This is a genomic window from Flavobacterium sp. FG19 (genome assembly GCF_057809475.1).
Map to the genome: position 1 here is coordinate 29618 of NZ_JBMDKA010000023.1, position 18545 is coordinate 48162.

Genomic DNA, 18545 nt, shown 5'->3' on the forward strand with positions numbered 1-18545 from the left:
CATGTTATCTTCCGCCTAAGAAAAGATTGACAATTACATCAGCAATCAATGAAAGCATACAGGCGGTTAAAAGTAAAGAAAGCAAAAAGGTACTTAATGCCAGTTTCTTTAATTCAGGATCTAACAGTTTGGGATTTTGGTTTTTATAAACGGTAATTAAATGTTTGGTTAAAGGAATATAGGCCAGTAAAAACAAATACTGATCCGGGCGGTAATCACTTAAAACAGCAAAAAGAATCACCAGTACCATTGCGGTAACAATCAGGAAATAATGGTATCCTTTTGCTTTTGCTCCGCCCATTTGAACGACAATAGTATTTTTTCCTGATTTTTTATCCGATTCCTCGTCACGCATATTGTTCAGGTTTAGTACGCCCACACTTAAAAGTCCTATGGAAACAGCCGGAAAAATCAATAACGGATCAATCTCTTTTGAGTATAAAAAATTAACTCCTAAAGTACTTACCAAACCAAAGAAAATAAAAACAAAAAGATCTCCAAATCCTTTGTACCCATAAGCTGAATTTCCTACCGTATAACGAATAGCGGATACAATAGCAGCAATTCCAAGTAAAAGGAAAAAGACAGAATATCCGAAATTATCCTGACCAAAAGCAAAATAAATCAGAATAATGGCTGATAATAATGTCAGAACCGAAGTGATTATAATGGCCTTTTTCATGGCCTGCGGCGTGATAATTCCACTTTGAATAGCACGCTGCGGTCCAACCCTGTCAGCGTTATCAGTTCCTTTTACCCCGTCTCCGTAATCATTGGCAAAATTGGATAAAACCTGTAGTCCAAGGGTCGTTAAAAGCGCAAAACCAAAGATCTTCCAGCTGAATACTTCTGTTGGCGTATTGATAGTGTCTGTAGAATTGGTAAGGGCATAAATACTTCCTACAATAATTCCGGAAACTGATAAAGGCAGAGTGCGCAGTCTTGCGGCTTCAATCCAATGTTTCATATTATAATTTTAGATTTTAGAATGCAGATTTTAGATTTATAGTATTCCGATTAAAAATGATAGATCAAAAGATCTAAAATCAGAAATCTAAATTAATTAAGGGATCCACTTATTTTCACCGAAGTTTGGTTTTCTTTTTTCTAAAAAGGCATTTCTTCCTTCTTTAGCTTCTTCTGTCATATATGCCAAACGGGTAGCTTCTCCGGCAAAAACCTGCTGTCCCACCATGCCATCATCTGTTAAATTCATAGCAAATTTCAGCATTTTGATTGAGGTTGGGGATTTTTGAAGAATTTCCTGTGCCCATTCATAAGCAGTAGCTTCAAGTTCATCATGAGGAATCACTGCGTTTACCATCCCCATTTCAAAAGCTTCCTGAGCAGAATAGTTTCTTCCTAAAAAGAAAATTTCGCGGGCCTTTTTTTGTCCTACCATTTTTGCCAGATATGCGGATCCGTAACCACCATCAAAGCTGGTAACATCGGCATCTGTTTGTTTAAAAATAGCATGTTCTTTACTAGCCAGGGTCATATCGCATACTACGTGTAAGCTGTGTCCTCCGCCTACTGCCCAGCCCGGAACTACGGCAATTACTACTTTGGGCATGAAACGAATTAATCGCTGTACTTCCAGAATATTCAATCGGTGCTGACCGTCATCGCCTACGTATCCCTGATGTCCGCGGGCATTCTGATCGCCCCCGCTGCAAAAAGAATACACACCGTCTTTGGTAGATGGTCCTTCGGCGGAAAGCAGTACTACACCTATTGAAGTATCTTCCTGTGCATCATAAAAAGCCTGGTATAATTCTGAGGTCGTTTTAGGTCGAAAAGCATTTCTAACGTTGGGTCTGTTAAAGGCAATTCTGGCAACCCCGTTGCATTTTTTATAGGTTATATCTTCAAATTCTCTGGCTGTAATCCAATCCATTTCTGTTTGTTTTGTTTAAAATAATTATAGTGTAAAAATAAATCATTTTTTACATTTTCAGCTATCGATTTTAGTTTAAGTGGGGAGGAATCTTTGTTTCAATGTTAACAATTGGCAGCTTTGTACAAAAAATAACACTTTTTAACATTACTTTTGAAAAATAATAAGTAATTTTACACCCTAGAAATCAATGAGATACAAAGTATTTTATTGATATAAGATTGATTTTCTTTCACTGATTTATTAACCTAAAAAATGATTTTTTTGAGAAAACTTAAAAAATTTGTCGCTCATTTTTTTACGGTTTTAAATAGTAAACCTGTTAATGGGCAAATGATTTACTCGTTTGTCAAAATTTCAAAAAAGAGATAGTAACACCTAAGGTTAAACGCTAGAATTGTTTTGTAATTAGTATCAGATTGATTACGAAAAAGAAAAATGCTAACTAAAACTTTCTAAAAGTTATTTTATTAAACCAAATGGATTAGCCGTGAAATTATTTTTTTTGGCTTTGAGACCAACGAATTAATCATTTAAAAGACATACCATTGAGAAAGTAGTTTCTAAAATTCGTAAGGCTATTACTTTCGAGATGAATTCGAATTTATTTTATTTCTGTTTTTTTTTAATTACAATTTTTTTTAAAACTAGAATAAAAAGGGAGAGGCTGCTTGTAATGAGCAGCCTTTCTTGTTACGATATTCCAAACTCCAAACTCCAAATTTCAAATTTCAAATTTCAAATTCTAAAAACAGAATTGGAGCTGGGTTTAATATCAAAAAAAATCCAAATCCCAATGCATAGTGAGTAGATTGGAATCTGGATTTTAAAAAATTTAGAATTTAGAACTTTTAGTTTTCTTTCACTAAATAAATTCCATCATCTTTTATTTCGATGAGTTTTTCTTTATACAAAGCACCTATTGCTTTTTTAAACGTTTTTTTACTCATTTTTAAAACCGTTTTGATGTCTTCCGGATGCGAATTGTCATTTAGTCTTAAAAAACCTCTGTTAGCTCTTAATTCACCCAGAATTTTCTCTGCATTTGGTTCAATACTCTGATATCCCTGAATTTGCAAAGCAACATCTATCTTGTTGTCGGGACGAATGTTTTTAATATAACCGCGCATTCTGTCGCCTGTTCTTATAGCATCATCATAGACTTCATCTTTATATAAAAGTCCTTTATGTTTTTCGTTAATAATCACATTGACTCCGAGATCGGTAATATGTGAAACAATCAAATCGACTTCTTCCCCTTTTTCTACGGTAAGCTGATCATTGTTTAAAAACTGATTGGTTTTACTGGAAGCCACCAGTCGGTTGGTTCTTTTATCCAAATAAAGATAAACCAGATATCGTTTACCTTTTTCCATCGGGCGGGCCTGTTCTTTAAACGGAACCAAAATGTCCTTTTCCATTCCCCAGTCCATAAAAGCACCAACCTGATTGATGTAATTTACTCTTAAAAGTGCAAATTCATTCAGAAATATATAAGGTTCCAGTGTCGTGGCAACCGGACGCTGTTCGTGATCTAGATAAACAAAAACGACAAGTTCTTCGCCTATTTCAAATTCACTGGGAACGTATTTATTAGGCAGTAAAACATCGTAATTTCCTTCCGGGTCAATTTCAGGATTTCCTAAAAATAAACCCACTTTGGTATCACGTAATATAGTAAGTGTATTGTATTTTCCTATTTCAAGCATTTCTATTAAAATTCTAAGCCGATTAACCAGCTGAGTTTATGAAGTGCAAATGTACGAACTTTGAAACTGGTAAAACGAAAAATGTTTTTATAAAAAAAGTGCCGCTGCGGGCACTTTTTCTTTTAGTTCAATTCTTTAAAATATTGTTTGAGTATCACATCATTTTCTGCTGTTGGTGTAAATACTTCGAGTATGCCGGGAGCGTTATCTGCTTTATACAATTGATCCAGACCGTTATTTAATGAATCTAAGTCTTCGGCTTTGTAATAATTACAACCGTACATTTTAGCCAGGTGCTCAGCGGTAAGCTGATGTGAAGTTTCAAAATAAGTATTGAAAACCGGTTTTTCCTGATGACCCGGCAGAATCCTGAAAATTCCCCCTCCTCCATTATTAATGACTATAATTTTGAAATTTTTGGGAATATAAGAATTCCATAAAGCATTACTGTCGTATAAAAAACTAATATCGCCTGTTATAAAGACATTTTGTTTGGTATTAGCAGCGGCAGCTCCAATAGCTGTAGAAGTACTGCCGTCTATTCCACTGGTTCCTCTGTTACAGAAAACTTCAATTGATGGGTCTATTTCAATTAACTGGGCATATCGAATAGCAGAACTGTTGCTGATCTGCAACTGACTGTTTTTAGGAAGTGTCTTGATAATTTTTTCAAAAACCTTAAAATCAGAGAACGGAATCTTTTTTAGATATTCCTGTTTTCTGCTGTTTCTTAAGTTGTATACTTTTTCGATTTTTGAAGAATACTGACTTGGTGTAAATATTGTTTCAGGCAGTAGTTCTTTAAAAAAATCATTGGGTTCCATTTCAAAATGCTTGGTTAAAGCATCAAATGTATTGTAGGCACGTAAAGTATCTATATGCCAGTGATGTACCGGTTTGTACTTTCTTAAAAAAGCTTTGATACGTTTTGAAACAATCATGCCGCCAAAAGTAATTAAAACCTGAGGCTCTAAGTCTTTAAAATCAGCATCATCAAAAGGAGTAATTAAAGTATCGATACTGGTAACGAAACTTTGATTATGCAAATTTGAAGTTGTTTCTGTTAATACGACTACAGATGGATCATTAGCGAAATTAGTCAGGATTTCTTCGTCAACAGAATTAGATTCGTTTATTCCGCCAATCAGGATTAATTTTCGTTTGGATGAATTCCAGATGGAGACGATTTCTTCCCTGTTTTCTATCGTTTTAACTGTGTCTTTTTCTTTAACTGCAGTAATGACAGGCTTCACAGAAAGCTCTGAAACAGTTTCATATAAAGGCTCTTCAAAAGGGGCATTAATATGAACAGGTCCTCTTTGAAGAATGGCCGTTTCAATAGCTTTGTTGATCTTTAAATCGTTCTCAGCCGAGGCTTCCTCGGTCAGGTTGGCGTTAAAAACCGAATGGTTTAAAAACACATTTTCCTGACGGATCGTCTGTCCGTCTCCAATATCAATTTTACTCTGCGGACGATCAGCCGAAATCACAATTAGAGGAATCTGACTGTAGAAGGCTTCAGCCAAAGCGGGATAATAATTTAATAATGCTGAACCAGAAGTGCATACAACGGCAGTTGGCACTTTTGTCTGCTGCGCTATTCCAAGTGCAAAGAAAGCGGCACAGCGTTCATCGGCAATACTGTAACAGTTAAAATTTGGATTTTGTGCAAAACCAATTGTTAAAGGGGCATTTCTTGAGCCCGGAGAAATAATAATGTTGTGAATTCCTTTTGCCGCACAAATTTCGATGATGCTTTGTGCAAGGGGTATTTTGGGGTAAATCATTCTAACTGGTGTATAATTTTTAAGGAAATCTATAACCCTGAATTTTCCTTTTGTGAATACAAAGTTACAAACTTAACGCTTCATTTAACTTATATATTAGGAAGATATTAAGACTGTTTTTAGAAAAAGGGGATATATTTGTAAAACAGAATTTTCTTTATTTTAAATACCTTGTTTTATGCGTTTCTTATCTTTTTTCTTTCTTTTTCTTTCGATACATGCCTTACAGTCTCAAAATCAGTTCGCTGTTGACGGAATATCCTATAAAACGGCTTTAGAAACTTCAGGAAAAGAAGGGAAACCGGTTTTTATAATGCTTTATGCCGACTGGTGCCCGCATTGCAATCAAATGAAAAAAGACGTTTTCAGCGATGCTAAGGTTATGGATTTTTTAAATACTCATTATATCTGTATCTGGAAGAATATTGAAAAAGAAGAAGGTATGGCACTTAAAAACAAGTTCAAAACCACTTCTCTTCCTGCTTTTGTATTTGTAGATTCGAATGAAACGGTATTATATGCTTTAAAAGGCGAAATGAAAAGCCAGGAATTTTTAGCAGAAGCAAATTACGCCTTAAATCCTAAATTTCAGCTTCCCTATCTGGAAAAAGAGTTCATGGCCGATCCCGGAAATGTGACTAAATTTTTCACCTATCTGAATACGCTTAAAAAAGGAAAAGACAGAACGGCCTTATCTGTACCCACCCATCTTTATCTGAACACCCAGTCAGATTCACAATTAGTAAGTGAAACCAACTGGCGCGTGATTGCCAACGGAGTCACTGATATTAATTCCCGTGAATTTCAGTATGTTTTACAGCACCAGAAAGAATTTGCCTCTGTAGCCTCACAGAATCGTGTAGACCGAAAAATTGAAAGTATCGTAAATGAACTGCTTCGTCCTCTGGTAGATAATCTGGACACTATAAATTACTATAAACAAAGAGAAATTGCCAAATCGATCCGATTACAAAAAACAGATTCAATCGTTTTTAAATTTGATTTATCGCTGGCTGAACGAACTGAAAAATGGGATTTTTACAAAAAAGTAACTTTAGAAGACACTGAAAAACTCGCCTGGAATGACGCCGCTTTCCTCAAGGATATTGGTCAGACCTACTTAAAACATATTAATGATACCGAAAGTTTAAAAAAATCTATAACCTGGGTCAGACATTCTTTAGAGTTAAATGATTCTTTTGATGGCAATTTATTGACCGCAAAACTTTATAATAAAATTAAAGACCGTAGAACAGCTTTAAAATATGCTAAAGACGCAAAAGCCATTGGTAAAGAAATGGGATGGAATACTCAGGATGTTGATGCCCTGCTCACCGAATTAAATTCTAAATAAAGTAAATTTTTGAGAGCGAATCCTGAATTAATTTCAGTGAAATTCGTTAATTCGCAGTGAAAAACAAATAAAATCATGAGCCTTCAACTGAGACCAGCTACTACAAACGATCTTGAAAAAATTCTTGAAATTGTAAATCATTCTATTCTTTACACTACAGCCAATTACAGCTATGATGTTCAGACACTTGAAGTGCAGACTAAATGGTTTGAAGACAAACAGGCTAAAAACCTTCCGGTTGTAGTTGCTGATTTAGACGGCGAAGTAGTTGGATTTGGGAGTTATGGACAATTTCGTGAAAAAATAGGTTATCAATATACAGTTGAACATTCTGTTTATGTAGTAGATCATGTTATAGGTAAGGGTATTGGTTCTAAATTGCTGACAGAATTAATTTGCCTGGCGAAGGAACAGGGTTATCATGTTATGATTGGTGCCATTGACGCCGACAATGCCGGAAGTATCGCTTTTCATGAAAAATTTGGATTTACAGCTACCGGAACCATACGTGAGGTTGGTTATAAGTTCGATCATTGGCTGGATTTGGTTTTTATGCAGCTCATATTAAAGTAATATTTTATTTACTGACCAGTCAAATTTTACCTGAAATTCGATAATACCATAAAATAACAAACCCGGCTAGTTTCTTCTTAGCCGGGTTTTATTTTATTATTCTAAGACTTGTTCTTAGCTTTTTATCCAGTTGATTACTTCTGGTTCTGTTACTAAAGTTCTTGGTTTAATTACTTTAACCAGTTCCCCTTTTTCGTTAATCAGGTATTTTTGAAAATTCCATTCCACTTCAGAATCCTGAAGTCCGTTTTTAGATTTTTGTGTCAGGAATTTGTATACCTCGCACATATCATCTCCTTTTACAGAAACTTTGTTCATCATAGGAAACGTTACACCATAATTCTGCTGGCAGAAAGTTTCAATTTCTTTTGCTGTTCCCGGTTCCTGTGAGGCAAAATTATTTGCCGGAAAACCAACAATTACAAAACCTTTGTCTTTGTATTCTTTGTAAATCGCTTCCAGGTCTTTGTACTGTGGTGTTAAACCGCATTTTGAAGCCGTATTGACAATCATAACTTTTTTGCCTTTTAGAGAGGCAAAATCAAAAGTGTCTCCCGACAGGTCTTCTACTTTAAACTGATAAATGGTTTCTTTTGCCATAATTTTATCTGATTTAGATAATTTGTTTTTGCTTGTCTGCGCCTGAATTGGTGCGCTTAGAAAAAAGACTGCACTGCAGGCTATAAAAAGTAATTTTCTCATTGTGTAATTTTTTATAAAATTAAATAAAATCTAATTCAGCAGTATCTTACTTAGTTCTTAATTATTAGTTAAATATAAAAATGAAGCCCGGCGTTAATCAGACGCCGGGCTTCCCCCCATACAAACAAATCAAACCATGAATTAATTGTTTCTTTTATATTTTTAAATTATAGTTGATGTCCCGGTTTTATTGAAAATTTTAAAATTTTAATCGCATTAATTCAATTTTATCAATGGCGTTTATGAATGGAAAATTTCTATTTGTTCAATAATGCGTAACTTTTAATTTAAATTTTATTATTTTCAGCTGGAAGTCCGGAGACATCAACTATCTGGTATTTTTATCTAGGCTTAAAAATTAAGTACTGTATCCGTCTTACTAACTGCTTTTCTAAAATCGCTTTCATTAAAACTTACCAGTGATAGAACAGTGGTAAGCCCCACAATTAGTATCTTCATTTTGGTAATTTTGTTTTTGAACATTCGTTTTTGAAATTTAAATTTTACTAATTCGGTTTTTCATTTTTCTTTTATAATGTTATATACGTAAAGGGGTTTGATTTGGATTTAAAAAAAGTAGAAAAAAAAATCTTTTTTTTACTTTTTTTTTGTGAAGCCCTTATTTTACTAAGGTTTTAGCTATTAAAAAAAAATAATATTTTTCATAAAAAAACAATTACCTTTATGATAGGTTACCTTTTTACGATCAATATATTTTTGTTTAAGCTTAAAAATCCCAATCTATGAGTCAAGAAGAATTATTAGTTTTAATTTACAAAAAAGACGAAAGAGCTTTTACCCACTTGTACGATATGTACTCCAAAAGTTTGTTTTCTGTCATAAATGTGCTAATCAAAAATCGTGAAGAAGCGGAAGATGTTTTACAGGAAGTATTTGTAAAAATCTGGAAAAACATCGATTCTTATAGCGAAAGTAAAGGCAGATTTTATACGTGGATCCTTAATATAGCAAGGAATACTTCTATTGACAAACTGCGATCTAAAAATTTTAATAACAGCCAAAAAAACCTTCCCTCAGAAAATTTCGTAAATCTGTTAGATGACAACACGAGATTAATTAATCGTATTGATACAATTGGAATTCAGGAATTCGTAAAAAAACTGAAACCTAAATGTATAGAGATTATTGACTTGTTGTTTTTTAAAGGATATACCCAGCAAGAAGCTTCAGAAGAATTGGCACTGCCACTGGGAACTATCAAAACACAAAACAGAAACTGTATTAACGATTTAAGAAATTATCTAAAAATATAATGGAAGCACAAGAATATATAGAATCAGGAATTCTGGAACTTTACGTTTATGGTTTATTAACGGAAAAAGAGAATCTGGAAATAGCCGAACTGGCTAAAAACAATACGGAAGTAGATCAGGAAATTATTGAAATTGAAAAAGCTATTATTGCTTTATCATCCAGTTTTGCCCCTTTCCACTCTGTTGAAAACTTTGAGAAAATCAAAGCCCGTCTGGAGCTTAAACATGGCAAAGTAGTCGATCTTAAACCGGCATCCAACTGGACACAGTATGTGGGCTGGGCAGCTGCTGTTTTATTATTGTTAGGTTTTGGTTATCAGACACTGGAATTAACCAAAACAAAGGAAGCCATTTCTACTGTTGGAGCCGAGAAAAATAAAATTCAGAGAGATTTTGCTTTTTTAGATCAACAGAACAAAGAAACTGAGAAGAATCTAACCATTGTGAGGGATATCAAAAATACTGGTGTCACACTGGGCGGCCAGGCTGTTTCTCCTACTTCGTTTGCAAAAGTGTACTGGAACCAGCAGACTAAAACGACTTATATTGATGCGGCTGGTTTACCGGCACCGCCAAAAGGAAAAGTATATCAGGTATGGTCTTTAAAACTAAGTCCCGTTCTTACACCGACCAGTATAGGTTTACTGGACAACTTTGAAGGAAATAAGCAAAAGATATTTGCTGTAAGCCAGACCGATTCGGCCGAAGCCTTTGGAATTACTTTAGAGCCTGCAGGAGGAAGTCCGACACCTACTATGGATCAGCTGTATACTTTAGGAAAAGTGTAAAAACGTTCTTAACCATAATTTCAAAACGCATATTAAAAACCTTAATATGCGTTTTTCTTTTTAACCTTTAAAAAATAATCCTGTAATGAACGGAACTTTACTTTTAAGAATAGCAACTGCTGTAATCCTGCTTACTCATTCGGTTTTTGGAATGTTTAATGGAGGTATTAATGATTTTGGAAATTTATATTTAAACCAAATCGGCTTTGCCCCTTTTGGTCTTTTTCTGGCATGGTCTGTTAAAATATCCCATGTTATCGCGGCTATACTCCTGCTGCTTAATAAATATGTAAAACCAGCCGGGTTTATCACTATTTTTATTTTAGTCATGGGTATCGTACTGGTGCATTATCAGGAAGGCTGGTTTGTGGTAGGCGGCGGCAGAAACGGTGTGGAGTATAATTTTCTGCTGATCTGTGTACTGCTGGCTATTATGTTTCCTAATGGCTTTAGAAATAGCTCAATGTAAATCATAAAGCAAAAAAAAAAATACCTAAAGTGTTCTTTACATGATTTTATATCGTAATATTGCAATATAAATATAAAACGATGGGAGCAACTAAATCAGATCATTTTACAGAAAGCCAGAATGAACTGGCTGTTCTGACTAAAGCTTTGGGCCATCCGGCACGAATTGCTATAATTGAGTATTTGCTAAAAGTAAACAGCTGTATCTGCGGTGATATTGTAAATGAACTGCCTCTTTCCCAGCCTACTATTTCCCAGCATTTGAAAGAGCTTAAAAGTGCCGGGCTTATAAAAGGCAGTATAGAAGGCAATAGCATTTGTTATTGTATAAACGAAAAAGGATTTGAAAAAATTAAAGGATTTCTCGAAGTGATATCATTTCATACAGAAAAACAAAAAAACAACTGTTGTTAATTTTAAATACGAAGACTATGAAAATATCAGAAATTAAAAAAATATTAAATACCGTGGAAACTGTAAATTTTCAGCTTCCCGACGGCAATTTTGTGCCGGAGCATTTTCATGTTACGGAAGTAGGATTCATAACAAAAACCTTTATTGACTGCGGTGGTACCGTGCGAAATGAAACCACTGCCAATTTTCAGCTTTGGGATGCTGACGATTATGAGCATCGCTTAAAACCAGGTAAACTGATTCATATAATTGAACTTTCAGAAAAAATATTGAATATTGGCGATTTTGAAATTGAAGTAGAATACCAGAACACTACTATCGGAAAATACGATCTGGCGTTTAACGGAAAAGATTTTCTTTTGCTAAACAAAACCACTGCCTGTCTTGCCAAAGACCAGTGTGGAATTCCGGCAGAGAAACCAAAGTTAAAATTAAAACAGCTAAGTCCGGATAATGGTAATTCCTGTACTCCGGGCGGCGGATGCTGTTAATTCAATTCTGCAATGCACAATTCAGATCTCTTATTTTCCGAAATTAAAAACACTCTTGCATCTTTTGATTTTAATGCAATAGACAATTCCCGTAAAGCTGCATTACAGCCTCTTATAGAATTTGTTCAGTACAAATACGATAATCAAGAACCTGTGAGATTAAATTTTATCTGTACACATAATTCCAGAAGAAGTCATTTATCCCAGATATGGGCACAAACCGCTGCTTTTTACTTTAAATTAGACAGAGTATATTGTTATTCCGGAGGAACAGAAGCAACCGCTTTGTTCTCAATGGTCATTGAAGTATTATTAAAATCAGGTTTTAAGATCTGTTTAATTTCTGAAGGTGTAAATCCGGTTTACAGTATAAAATATGCTATAAATGAACCGGCGGTTATTGGTTTTTCAAAATTATATGATGCTGATTTTAATCCCAAAACCGAATTCGCAGCCGTGATGACCTGTTCTAATGCTGATGATGGCTGTCCGTTTGTAAACGGAGCCGAAAAACGGATTTCAGTTACCTATAAAGATCCAAAAAAATACGATGGTTCTTTACTTCAGGAACAAAAATACCTGGAAAAAAGTTTAGAGATCGGCCTGGAAATGTTTTATATTTTCTCGATGATCAAAAAATAAATCTTCCTATTATAAAAAAAGGTTCAACAATTGTTGAACCTTTTTCATTCCTTATTTTTTCTTGCTTTTATAGTATTTACGGTATTTTGGATATGTTACCGCACCAATTAACGTTATTGTTCCCAGACAGTAATAGATCCAGTTTAAGGAATGAGCTTCTCCGGTAGCGTAAGAATGAAGTCCTACTAAGTGGAAATTCACCCCATAATACGTAAATAAAATGGAAACGAATGCATACATACTCATAAGGTTAAAGAACCATTTTCCTCTTAAAGCCGGAACAAAACGGGCATGAATCACAAAAGCATATATCATAATCGAAATTAGAGCCCAGGTTTCTTTCGGGTCCCATCCCCAGTAACGTCCCCAGCTTTCGTTTGCCCATTGTCCACCAAGGAAGTTTCCAATAGTCAGCATGATAAGACCAATCGTTAAAGTCATTTCGTTAATATACGTGATTTCTTTAATGTTCAGCTCCATTTTAGCTTTGTTCTTTTCCGTTGTAAAGAAAATCAATAGTAGTGAAACAAAACCTAAAATCATTCCTAACGCAGTCGGACCATAACTACCTACAATAACCGCCACGTGAATCATTAACCAATAAGAATTAAGTACAGGCTGTAAATTTGCAATTTCCGGATCAATCCAGTTCAGGTATGCCGCCATTAAAATCATGGAGGTAACAAAAGCAGATGAAGCTACTGTCAATTTTGATTTTCTGTCAAAAGCCAGTCCAAAGAACATCGTTGACCACGCTACATATACAATAGATTCGTAAGCATTACTCCATGGCGCATGTCCTGAAATATACCAGCGTGCAATTAATCCTAATGTATGAAGCACGAAGAATAATCCAATTATAATATGGAATCCGTTTATTGTAATACGAAGCCATCTTTTCTCAAAGAAAATATTAACAATAATAAAGATGAACATAAAACTTGCTGCCGTAATATACCAATACGATAATTTTTGAAAAACATCGTATTTGTTATAGGCAATCTCTGCATCGATTTTCTGCTCGCTCGGACGTACTTTACTTCCAAATTTCTTTTGGAAACCGTTAATACTCTCCAGTAAATTATCAGCCGTATCCCAGTTTTTAGAAATAGAACCGTTGTTTAAAGCACTAAAATACAAAGGCAGGATTTGTTTCACGTAGGTCGAATCCATTCCTTTAAATCCCTTATTATCACGTTCCAGATAAGAAACCCATTTATGTCCTGGATCATTTGGAATAGGGAAAATCTTCAGGATACTGCCGCTGAGCGCCGATTCCATTAAATTTACTTTTTTATCTGTTTCGATAAAGTCTTTTTCAAACTGATTTGGATTTCCTGCTTTATAAGCCGCATCTAAATAAGGTGAAAGTTTATAATTTCCAGTCTCATCAAAAAACTTAACAAAAGGGGCATATTTTGCTTCTTTTTCGATTCCGATAATTTTACGTATACTGTCATTTCCTGATTTTATGTAGATAAGCGGAATCTGAATCCAAACCTGTGCATATTGTGTCATAGACAAAAACACCTGATCAGAGTTCATTCCATTATAAGTATCATTATGATTTACTTTACGAAGTAATTCAGAAGAAAATGTATTTATCGGTTTCATTCTTCCTCCAGCATCCTGAATGATCAAACGTCCAAATTTGGCTGCATGAGATTCCGGTACCTTGTAAATTGCCAATAAAGAGTCCAGTTGTTTCTGACTTGGCGGAGCGGTAACATGATTGGCGTGATCATTAGGATCTGCTGTATGATTATGGTCATGATCATGTGAATGTACATGCGGAGACTGCTGTGCAAAACCACTTAAACTAATCATTAAAATCAGAATCGTGATTAGTTTTTCTTTTTTCTTCTTAACTGTTTCCAGTTTACGTTTCAAATCGCCAAAACGGGAATGTTTGGTAAACATAATAGCCATTAATCCTATATATAACATGAAATAACCAAAGTACGTGATATTGGTTCCCCAGAAATCATGGTTTACAGATAAAACGGTACCCTTTTCATCCGGATCAAATGACGACTGAAAAAAACGATATCCTTTGTAATCCAGGACATGGTTCATAAAAATATCATAATTGAAAGTTTCTGTTGAATCCTGAACAGTTACTTTACTTTTATAAGAGGAGTAACTTTTTTCGGTTCCCGGATATTTTTCGGCAATAAAATCATTTAATTTTACTTTGAATGGTAAAACATAGGCTTTACTTCCAAAGAACAAAGAATATTCAATATTTCCTATTTTAACAGTTTTAGGTTCTCCTACACTGCCTTTAGATCCCATCAGCATTACTTCTTTTTCCTGTCCTTCCGCTTTTACCTTTACCACTAAAGCATCTGTATGTGATTTGGCTTTAAAATCATTAGAAGCTTCATAATCTACTTTACCCTTCATAGCCGGTTCCGGAAATACAATACGAATATCTCCAATACTGTATAAAGAGCGCATCATTAAAGGCTGTACATTGTCTTTCGTGACTTTTCCTTTAAACTGGTCGGCCATTCGCATAAATTCTCCTTCAAACGGTGTCTGAATTGTATATTCTTTTCCGGTTGTTGTAATATTAATAGCGCCGTCTGTTGGTTTATTTAATGCAAATAAAACATTATGAATGTTCTGAACTTCTCCTTCTTTTAAGTAATGTTCTTCACGTCCGCCTGCTCCTGCTTCAACCATTTTCAGGTATATAATTCCGTTAGGATCTTCTTTTACTACTTCTTTGGCTCCCATCAAATACTTAGAATAGGTAACTTCAAACGGAGTTTCGTCAAATTTTCCGGCAATAGTAAAATCATTATTCGTAACCGGAGATAATAAAAGGCTTTTTTCAAAAACCCTGCGTTTCATTTCTCCTTTATATTCACCGTCAGCAAAAATTGTTATAAATGTTTTGTCTGAATAAACCTGGTTCTCCGCTGCCCCTTCACGAATCGGCATCATTCCTTCATAACTGATGTAACGGGTAATAAAAGCTCCTACGATGATAAAAATGAAAGCAATATGCAGTAACAAAGTGGCCCATTTTTCTTTTTTCAGAAGCTGGTACTTTTTGATGTTTCCAAAAAAATTAATGACAAACACAAGCATAATGCCCTCAAACCACCAGGTATTATAAATTAAAATTCTGGCTGTATCGGTATTGTATTTACTTTCGATAAAAGTTCCAACACCCATTGCAATTGCGAATGTTAAAAAAAGAACGGCCATTAAACGTGTAGAAAACAAAAAAGAGTATATTTTTTTATCCATTTCTTAGGGATTACATTGTATAAAAGTGGCACAAAAATACTCAAAAATGTTGATTTGCAGTATGGGTATTTTGTTAATAAAAACCAAATAAAAGCTTTATATGTGAGCCGGAAGCTTTGAAACCAAAGAGGTTATTTTGGTATTATTTCTCTGTTCCTCTGATTTTACTTTATTGAATACATCATAAGTAGATCAAAATCAGTTCAATTACTATGATTGCTGTTCAAACTTTTTCCCTCCTTACTCTGGTTAGAAAAAATAATGTTAATTTTGCTTCCATGATTCGACTCTCGATAATAGGTTCCGGAAATGTAGCGCAGCATTTAATTAAGGCGTTTTCTACAAGTGATTCTGTTGAAATTGTACAGGCTTTTTCGAGAAAGAAAGAAGCTCTGGCGCATTTGCTTGATGCCGCGAAAATTGTAACTGATTTTGCTGCTCTGAAAGAATCGGATTTGTATATTATTTCTGTTTCAGACAATGCCATTGCGGAAGTCTCGCAGCAGCTGCCTTTTGAAAACCGACTGGTAGTACATACTTCAGGCACCACTTCAATTGATGTTCTGGATTCTAAAAACAGAAAAGGGGTATTTTATCCACTACAGACTTTTTCAAAAAGTAAAGCAGTAGATTTCTCTGTGATTCCGGTTTGTTTAGAAGCTGAAAACGAAGCCGATTACAACATTTTGGAAACAACTGCCAAAAGTATTTCAGATGCTGTTTTTGCTATCAGTTCCGAACAGCGAAAGGCATTACATGTAGCCGCTGTTTTTGTCAATAATTTTACGAATCATTTGTACCAGATCGGTCAGGAAGTCTGTGAAGAACACCAGGTCCCTTTTGAAGTTTTAAAACCTTTAATTCTGGAAACTGCAGAGAAAATCAAGACTTTAGATCCTTCCGATGCACAGACGGGTCCGGCCAGACGACACGATTCGGTTACTACTGATGCCCATCTGGCTTTTATTACCAGCGAAAATCAAAGAAACATTTATAAAATCCTAACACAATCTATACAGAATAATGGCAAAAAGTTATAAAGAAATGATGAACGACATCACTACATTTGTTTTTGATGTTGACGGCGTACTTACAGACAGTTCGGTTTTTGTAACCACAGAAGGAGAAATTCTTCGTACGATGAACATTCGTGATGGTTATGCTATGAAAGCAGCTGTAGAAAGCGGTTACCATGTGTGCATTATTTCTGGCGGAAGCAATGAAGGAGTACGTGTAAGGCTTCAGAATCTTGGAATAACCGATATTCATTTAGGAGCTCCGGACAAAGTAAAAACTTTTAAGGAATACACGGAAAGTTATAATATAAAACCAGAACAGGTACTGTATATGGGAGACGATATTCCGGATTATCATGTCATGAAACTGGTAGGCCTTCCGGCCTGTCCACAGGATGCAAGCCCGGAGATTAAAAACATCTGCCGCTATATCTCACACGTAAAAGGCGGAAGAGGCGCTGCCCGTGATGTTATCGAACAGGTAATGAAAGTACAGGGTAAATGGATGGCGCATTTTAACGGACAGCATGATTAAGTTTTTAGTGTTCGGTCTCAGTATTCAGTCTCAGTATTCAGTCGCAGTGTTTAGTGAATAACCTGAACTAAAAAATTTAGAACCTTAGTATTTAAGCCCCTCAGAATATTAAAAAATGAAATATCTAAAACTAATTCGATATAAAAATCTATTAATGCTTGCTTTTATGCAGGTTTTATTTCGTTACGCTTTTTTAAAACAGCAGGATATTCCGCTTGCTCTGGCTGACTGGCAGTACAGCCTTTTGGTTTTAAGTACCGTTTTACTGGCGGCTGCGGGTTATGTTATTAATAATATTTATGATGTTGCTACAGATACTATCAATAAACCGCAGGATGTTGTGGTTGGTAAAGGAATATCTGAAACAGCTGCTTTTAATATTTACATTGGTCTCAATGTAACCGGAGTTGCTTTAGGTTTTGTTTTATCTAATATTATTCTGAGACCCACTTTTGCTTCTCTTTTTATTTTAATCGCTTCTGTTCTTTATTTTTATGCCACAACTCTAAAGTCAATTATGATTATAGGAAATTTTGTTGTAGCTGCCTTACTTGCGGTGAGTGTGCTGATTATTGGTGTTTTTGATCTTTTTCCGGCCACAGATTCAGAGAATCAGGCACAGATGGCGAGTTTTTTCTCTATTCTGACGGATTATGCCTTGTTTGCTTTTATGATCAATTTTGTTCGTGAGATAGTAAAAGATATTGAAGACATGGATGGTGATTATAATCAGGGAATGAACACACTTCCTGTTGCAATTGGTAAAAACCGTGCCGCAAAAATTGCTCTTGGATTTGCAGTAATTCCGTTTATTCTGTCCCTGCTTTATGTGAACACTTATTTTTTCGAAAATAATCTATTAATTGTTACCTTTTATATGTTTGCTTTTGTTCTGGCTCCACTTTTATATTTTATTGTAAAAATATTCGGTGCTAAAACTAAAAAAGATTTTCATCATTTAAGTACGGTTTTAAAACTGATTTTGTTCTTCGGAATCCTTTCTATTTTGATCATCAGCTTAAACCATCAATACCTTCAGAATCATGCTTAAAGAGAAATTAAAAAAATATAAATTAATACTGGCTTCTGGTTCGCCAAGAAGACAGCAGTTTTTTAAAGATTTAAATCTCGACTTTGAGATTCGGGTAAAAGAAGTTGAAGAAATTTTCCCGCCTGAATTAAAAGCAGCCGAAATAACCGATTATCTGGCTCAGTTAAAAGCAGCTGCTTTTGAAGGTCAGTTAAATGATAATGAAATTGTAATTACGAGTGATACTATTGTCTGGCATCAGGATAAAGCTTTAGGAAAACCAAAAAATGCCAAAGAAGCCTTCGAAATGATCAAATCAATGTCTGATGCTGCACATGAGGTTATAACTTCGGTATGTTTTAAAACCAATAAGACTTCTACCCTTTTACATGATACTACCAAAGTAACGTTCAAAGAGCTTTCAGACGAAGCGATTTTGTATTATATCGAAAACTATAGACCGTACGATAAAGCCGGCGCTTATGGCATTCAGGAATGGTTTGGTTTTATGGCAGTTACCAAAGTAGAAGGTTCTTATACGAATGTTATGGGGCTGCCGACAGCCAAAGTTTATGAATATTTGACTACATTAGTGTAAAAAAAT

18 protein-coding genes are annotated in these 18545 nt (G+C 34.9%); 12 read left to right on the forward strand and 6 right to left on the reverse strand.

The genetic code is table 11. From position 1 onward, the window contains the following. Positions 1 to 4: 4 nt before the first annotated feature. The 4 genes from menA to menD all read right to left on the reverse strand — a co-directional run bounded on the left by menA (position 5) and on the right by menD (position 5393). Entirely contained in the window at positions 5 to 967 is a 963-nt protein-coding gene (menA, locus tag ACODST_RS20250; protein ID WP_488933900.1) for a 1,4-dihydroxy-2-naphthoate octaprenyltransferase, read from the reverse strand. 96 nt (positions 968 to 1063) lie between these two features. Beyond that, positions 1064 to 1897, reverse strand: a complete 834-nt coding sequence (locus tag ACODST_RS20255; RefSeq protein ID WP_111369033.1) for a 1,4-dihydroxy-2-naphthoyl-CoA synthase — start codon at positions 1895 to 1897, stop codon at positions 1064 to 1066. 851 nt (positions 1898 to 2748) lie between these two features. Beyond that, positions 2749 to 3606, reverse strand: a complete 858-nt coding sequence (locus ACODST_RS20260) for a CvfB family protein (protein WP_488933901.1) — start codon at positions 3604 to 3606, stop codon at positions 2749 to 2751. A gap of 122 nt (positions 3607 to 3728) precedes the next feature. After that, entirely contained in the window at positions 3729 to 5393 is a 1665-nt protein-coding gene (menD, locus tag ACODST_RS20265; protein WP_488933902.1) for a 2-succinyl-5-enolpyruvyl-6-hydroxy-3-cyclohexene-1-carboxylic-acid synthase, read from the reverse strand. A 178-nt stretch (positions 5394 to 5571) separates the two neighbouring features. Here menD and ACODST_RS20270 point away from each other — a divergent pair, with 178 nt between their 5' ends. Further along, complete coding sequence (locus ACODST_RS20270; RefSeq protein ID WP_488933903.1) at positions 5572 to 6747, forward strand: thioredoxin family protein; 1176 nt, start codon at positions 5572 to 5574, stop codon at positions 6745 to 6747. Between the two features lie 75 nt (positions 6748 to 6822). After that, the gene (locus ACODST_RS20275) at positions 6823 to 7320 is read left to right on the forward strand and encodes a GNAT family N-acetyltransferase (protein WP_488933904.1); all 498 of its coding nucleotides are present in this window, start codon (positions 6823 to 6825) and stop codon (positions 7318 to 7320) included. 114 nt (positions 7321 to 7434) lie between these two features. Here ACODST_RS20275 and ACODST_RS20280 read toward each other — a convergent pair whose 3' ends face one another. Further along, on the reverse strand, positions 7435 to 8022 hold the full coding sequence (locus tag ACODST_RS20280) for a glutathione peroxidase (protein WP_488933905.1): 588 nt from the start codon (positions 8020 to 8022) through the stop codon (positions 7435 to 7437). 743 nt (positions 8023 to 8765) lie between these two features. On the opposite strand from ACODST_RS20280, the gene ACODST_RS20285 reads away from it, so the two are divergent. From ACODST_RS20285 to ACODST_RS20310, 6 genes are all read left to right on the forward strand, one after another. After that, complete coding sequence (locus ACODST_RS20285) at positions 8766 to 9296, forward strand: RNA polymerase sigma factor (RefSeq protein WP_488933906.1); 531 nt, start codon at positions 8766 to 8768, stop codon at positions 9294 to 9296. Next, positions 9296 to 10084 carry an anti-sigma factor gene (locus ACODST_RS20290; protein WP_488933907.1) on the forward strand — a complete coding sequence of 263 codons (789 nt, stop codon included), beginning with the start codon at positions 9296 to 9298 and terminating at the stop codon, positions 10082 to 10084. Before ACODST_RS20285 ends, ACODST_RS20290 begins: the two co-directional genes overlap by 1 nt. Positions 10085 to 10169: 85 nt before the next feature. Then, positions 10170 to 10553 (forward strand): DoxX family protein, encoded by a 384-nt coding sequence (locus tag ACODST_RS20295; RefSeq protein ID WP_488933908.1) that lies wholly within the window; start codon positions 10170 to 10172, stop codon positions 10551 to 10553. Between the two features lie 80 nt (positions 10554 to 10633). Then, the gene (locus tag ACODST_RS20300) at positions 10634 to 10966 is read left to right on the forward strand and encodes an ArsR/SmtB family transcription factor (protein ID WP_488933909.1); all 333 of its coding nucleotides are present in this window, start codon (positions 10634 to 10636) and stop codon (positions 10964 to 10966) included. 17 nt (positions 10967 to 10983) lie between these two features. Continuing rightward, entirely contained in the window at positions 10984 to 11457 is a 474-nt protein-coding gene (locus tag ACODST_RS20305) for a DUF6428 family protein (RefSeq protein ID WP_488933910.1), read from the forward strand. A 12-nt stretch (positions 11458 to 11469) separates the two neighbouring features. Continuing rightward, entirely contained in the window at positions 11470 to 12099 is a 630-nt protein-coding gene (locus ACODST_RS20310) for an arsenate-mycothiol transferase ArsC (protein WP_488933911.1), read from the forward strand. A gap of 51 nt (positions 12100 to 12150) precedes the next feature. Here the strand turns inward: ACODST_RS20310 and ACODST_RS20315 are convergent, their stop codons facing one another. Further along, the gene (locus tag ACODST_RS20315; RefSeq protein WP_488933912.1) at positions 12151 to 15360 is read right to left on the reverse strand and encodes a cytochrome c biogenesis protein; all 3210 of its coding nucleotides are present in this window, start codon (positions 15358 to 15360) and stop codon (positions 12151 to 12153) included. 278 nt (positions 15361 to 15638) lie between these two features. Here ACODST_RS20315 and ACODST_RS20320 point away from each other — a divergent pair, with 278 nt between their 5' ends. The 4 genes from ACODST_RS20320 to ACODST_RS20335 all read left to right on the forward strand — a co-directional run bounded on the left by ACODST_RS20320 (position 15639) and on the right by ACODST_RS20335 (position 18539). Then, entirely contained in the window at positions 15639 to 16400 is a 762-nt protein-coding gene (locus ACODST_RS20320; RefSeq protein WP_488933913.1) for a Rossmann-like and DUF2520 domain-containing protein, read from the forward strand. Then, positions 16384 to 16911 carry a KdsC family phosphatase gene (locus ACODST_RS20325; RefSeq protein ID WP_488933914.1) on the forward strand — a complete coding sequence of 176 codons (528 nt, stop codon included), beginning with the start codon at positions 16384 to 16386 and terminating at the stop codon, positions 16909 to 16911. The genes ACODST_RS20320 and ACODST_RS20325 overlap by 17 nt, the downstream gene beginning before the upstream one ends. A gap of 115 nt (positions 16912 to 17026) precedes the next feature. Next, positions 17027 to 17962: a geranylgeranylglycerol-phosphate geranylgeranyltransferase gene (locus tag ACODST_RS20330; RefSeq protein WP_488933915.1), complete on the forward strand. Its 936-nt coding sequence runs from the start codon at positions 17027 to 17029 to the stop codon at positions 17960 to 17962. After that, entirely contained in the window at positions 17955 to 18539 is a 585-nt protein-coding gene (locus ACODST_RS20335; RefSeq protein ID WP_488933916.1) for a Maf-like protein, read from the forward strand. Before ACODST_RS20330 ends, ACODST_RS20335 begins: the two co-directional genes overlap by 8 nt. Positions 18540 to 18545: the final 6 nt, after the last annotated feature.

What these genes read in the sequence shown, in the direction of transcription:
- ACODST_RS20290 (WP_488933907.1), top strand. Translation starts at nt 9,296, where the DNA reads ATGGAAGCACAAGAATATATAGAATCAGGAATTCTGGAACTTTACGTT.
- menD (WP_488933902.1), bottom strand. Translation starts at nt 5,393, where the DNA reads ATGATTTACCCCAAAATACCCCTTGCACAAAGCATCATCGAAATTTGT.
- ACODST_RS20275 (WP_488933904.1), top strand. Translation starts at nt 6,823, where the DNA reads ATGAGCCTTCAACTGAGACCAGCTACTACAAACGATCTTGAAAAAATT.
- menA (WP_488933900.1), bottom strand. Translation starts at nt 967, where the DNA reads ATGAAACATTGGATTGAAGCCGCAAGACTGCGCACTCTGCCTTTATCA.
- ACODST_RS20330 (WP_488933915.1), top strand. Translation starts at nt 17,027, where the DNA reads ATGAAATATCTAAAACTAATTCGATATAAAAATCTATTAATGCTTGCT.
- ACODST_RS20305 (WP_488933910.1), top strand. Translation starts at nt 10,984, where the DNA reads ATGAAAATATCAGAAATTAAAAAAATATTAAATACCGTGGAAACTGTA.
- ACODST_RS20280 (WP_488933905.1), bottom strand. Translation starts at nt 8,022, where the DNA reads ATGAGAAAATTACTTTTTATAGCCTGCAGTGCAGTCTTTTTTCTAAGC.
- ACODST_RS20285 (WP_488933906.1), top strand. Translation starts at nt 8,766, where the DNA reads ATGAGTCAAGAAGAATTATTAGTTTTAATTTACAAAAAAGACGAAAGA.
- ACODST_RS20310 (WP_488933911.1), top strand. Translation starts at nt 11,470, where the DNA reads ATGCACAATTCAGATCTCTTATTTTCCGAAATTAAAAACACTCTTGCA.
- ACODST_RS20255 (WP_111369033.1), bottom strand. Translation starts at nt 1,897, where the DNA reads ATGGATTGGATTACAGCCAGAGAATTTGAAGATATAACCTATAAAAAA.
- ACODST_RS20260 (WP_488933901.1), bottom strand. Translation starts at nt 3,606, where the DNA reads ATGCTTGAAATAGGAAAATACAATACACTTACTATATTACGTGATACC.
- ACODST_RS20295 (WP_488933908.1), top strand. Translation starts at nt 10,170, where the DNA reads ATGAACGGAACTTTACTTTTAAGAATAGCAACTGCTGTAATCCTGCTT.
- ACODST_RS20315 (WP_488933912.1), bottom strand. Translation starts at nt 15,360, where the DNA reads ATGGATAAAAAAATATACTCTTTTTTGTTTTCTACACGTTTAATGGCC.
- ACODST_RS20320 (WP_488933913.1), top strand. Translation starts at nt 15,639, where the DNA reads ATGATTCGACTCTCGATAATAGGTTCCGGAAATGTAGCGCAGCATTTA.
- ACODST_RS20270 (WP_488933903.1), top strand. Translation starts at nt 5,572, where the DNA reads ATGCGTTTCTTATCTTTTTTCTTTCTTTTTCTTTCGATACATGCCTTA.
- ACODST_RS20300 (WP_488933909.1), top strand. Translation starts at nt 10,634, where the DNA reads ATGGGAGCAACTAAATCAGATCATTTTACAGAAAGCCAGAATGAACTG.
- ACODST_RS20335 (WP_488933916.1), top strand. Translation starts at nt 17,955, where the DNA reads ATGCTTAAAGAGAAATTAAAAAAATATAAATTAATACTGGCTTCTGGT.
- ACODST_RS20325 (WP_488933914.1), top strand. Translation starts at nt 16,384, where the DNA reads ATGGCAAAAAGTTATAAAGAAATGATGAACGACATCACTACATTTGTT.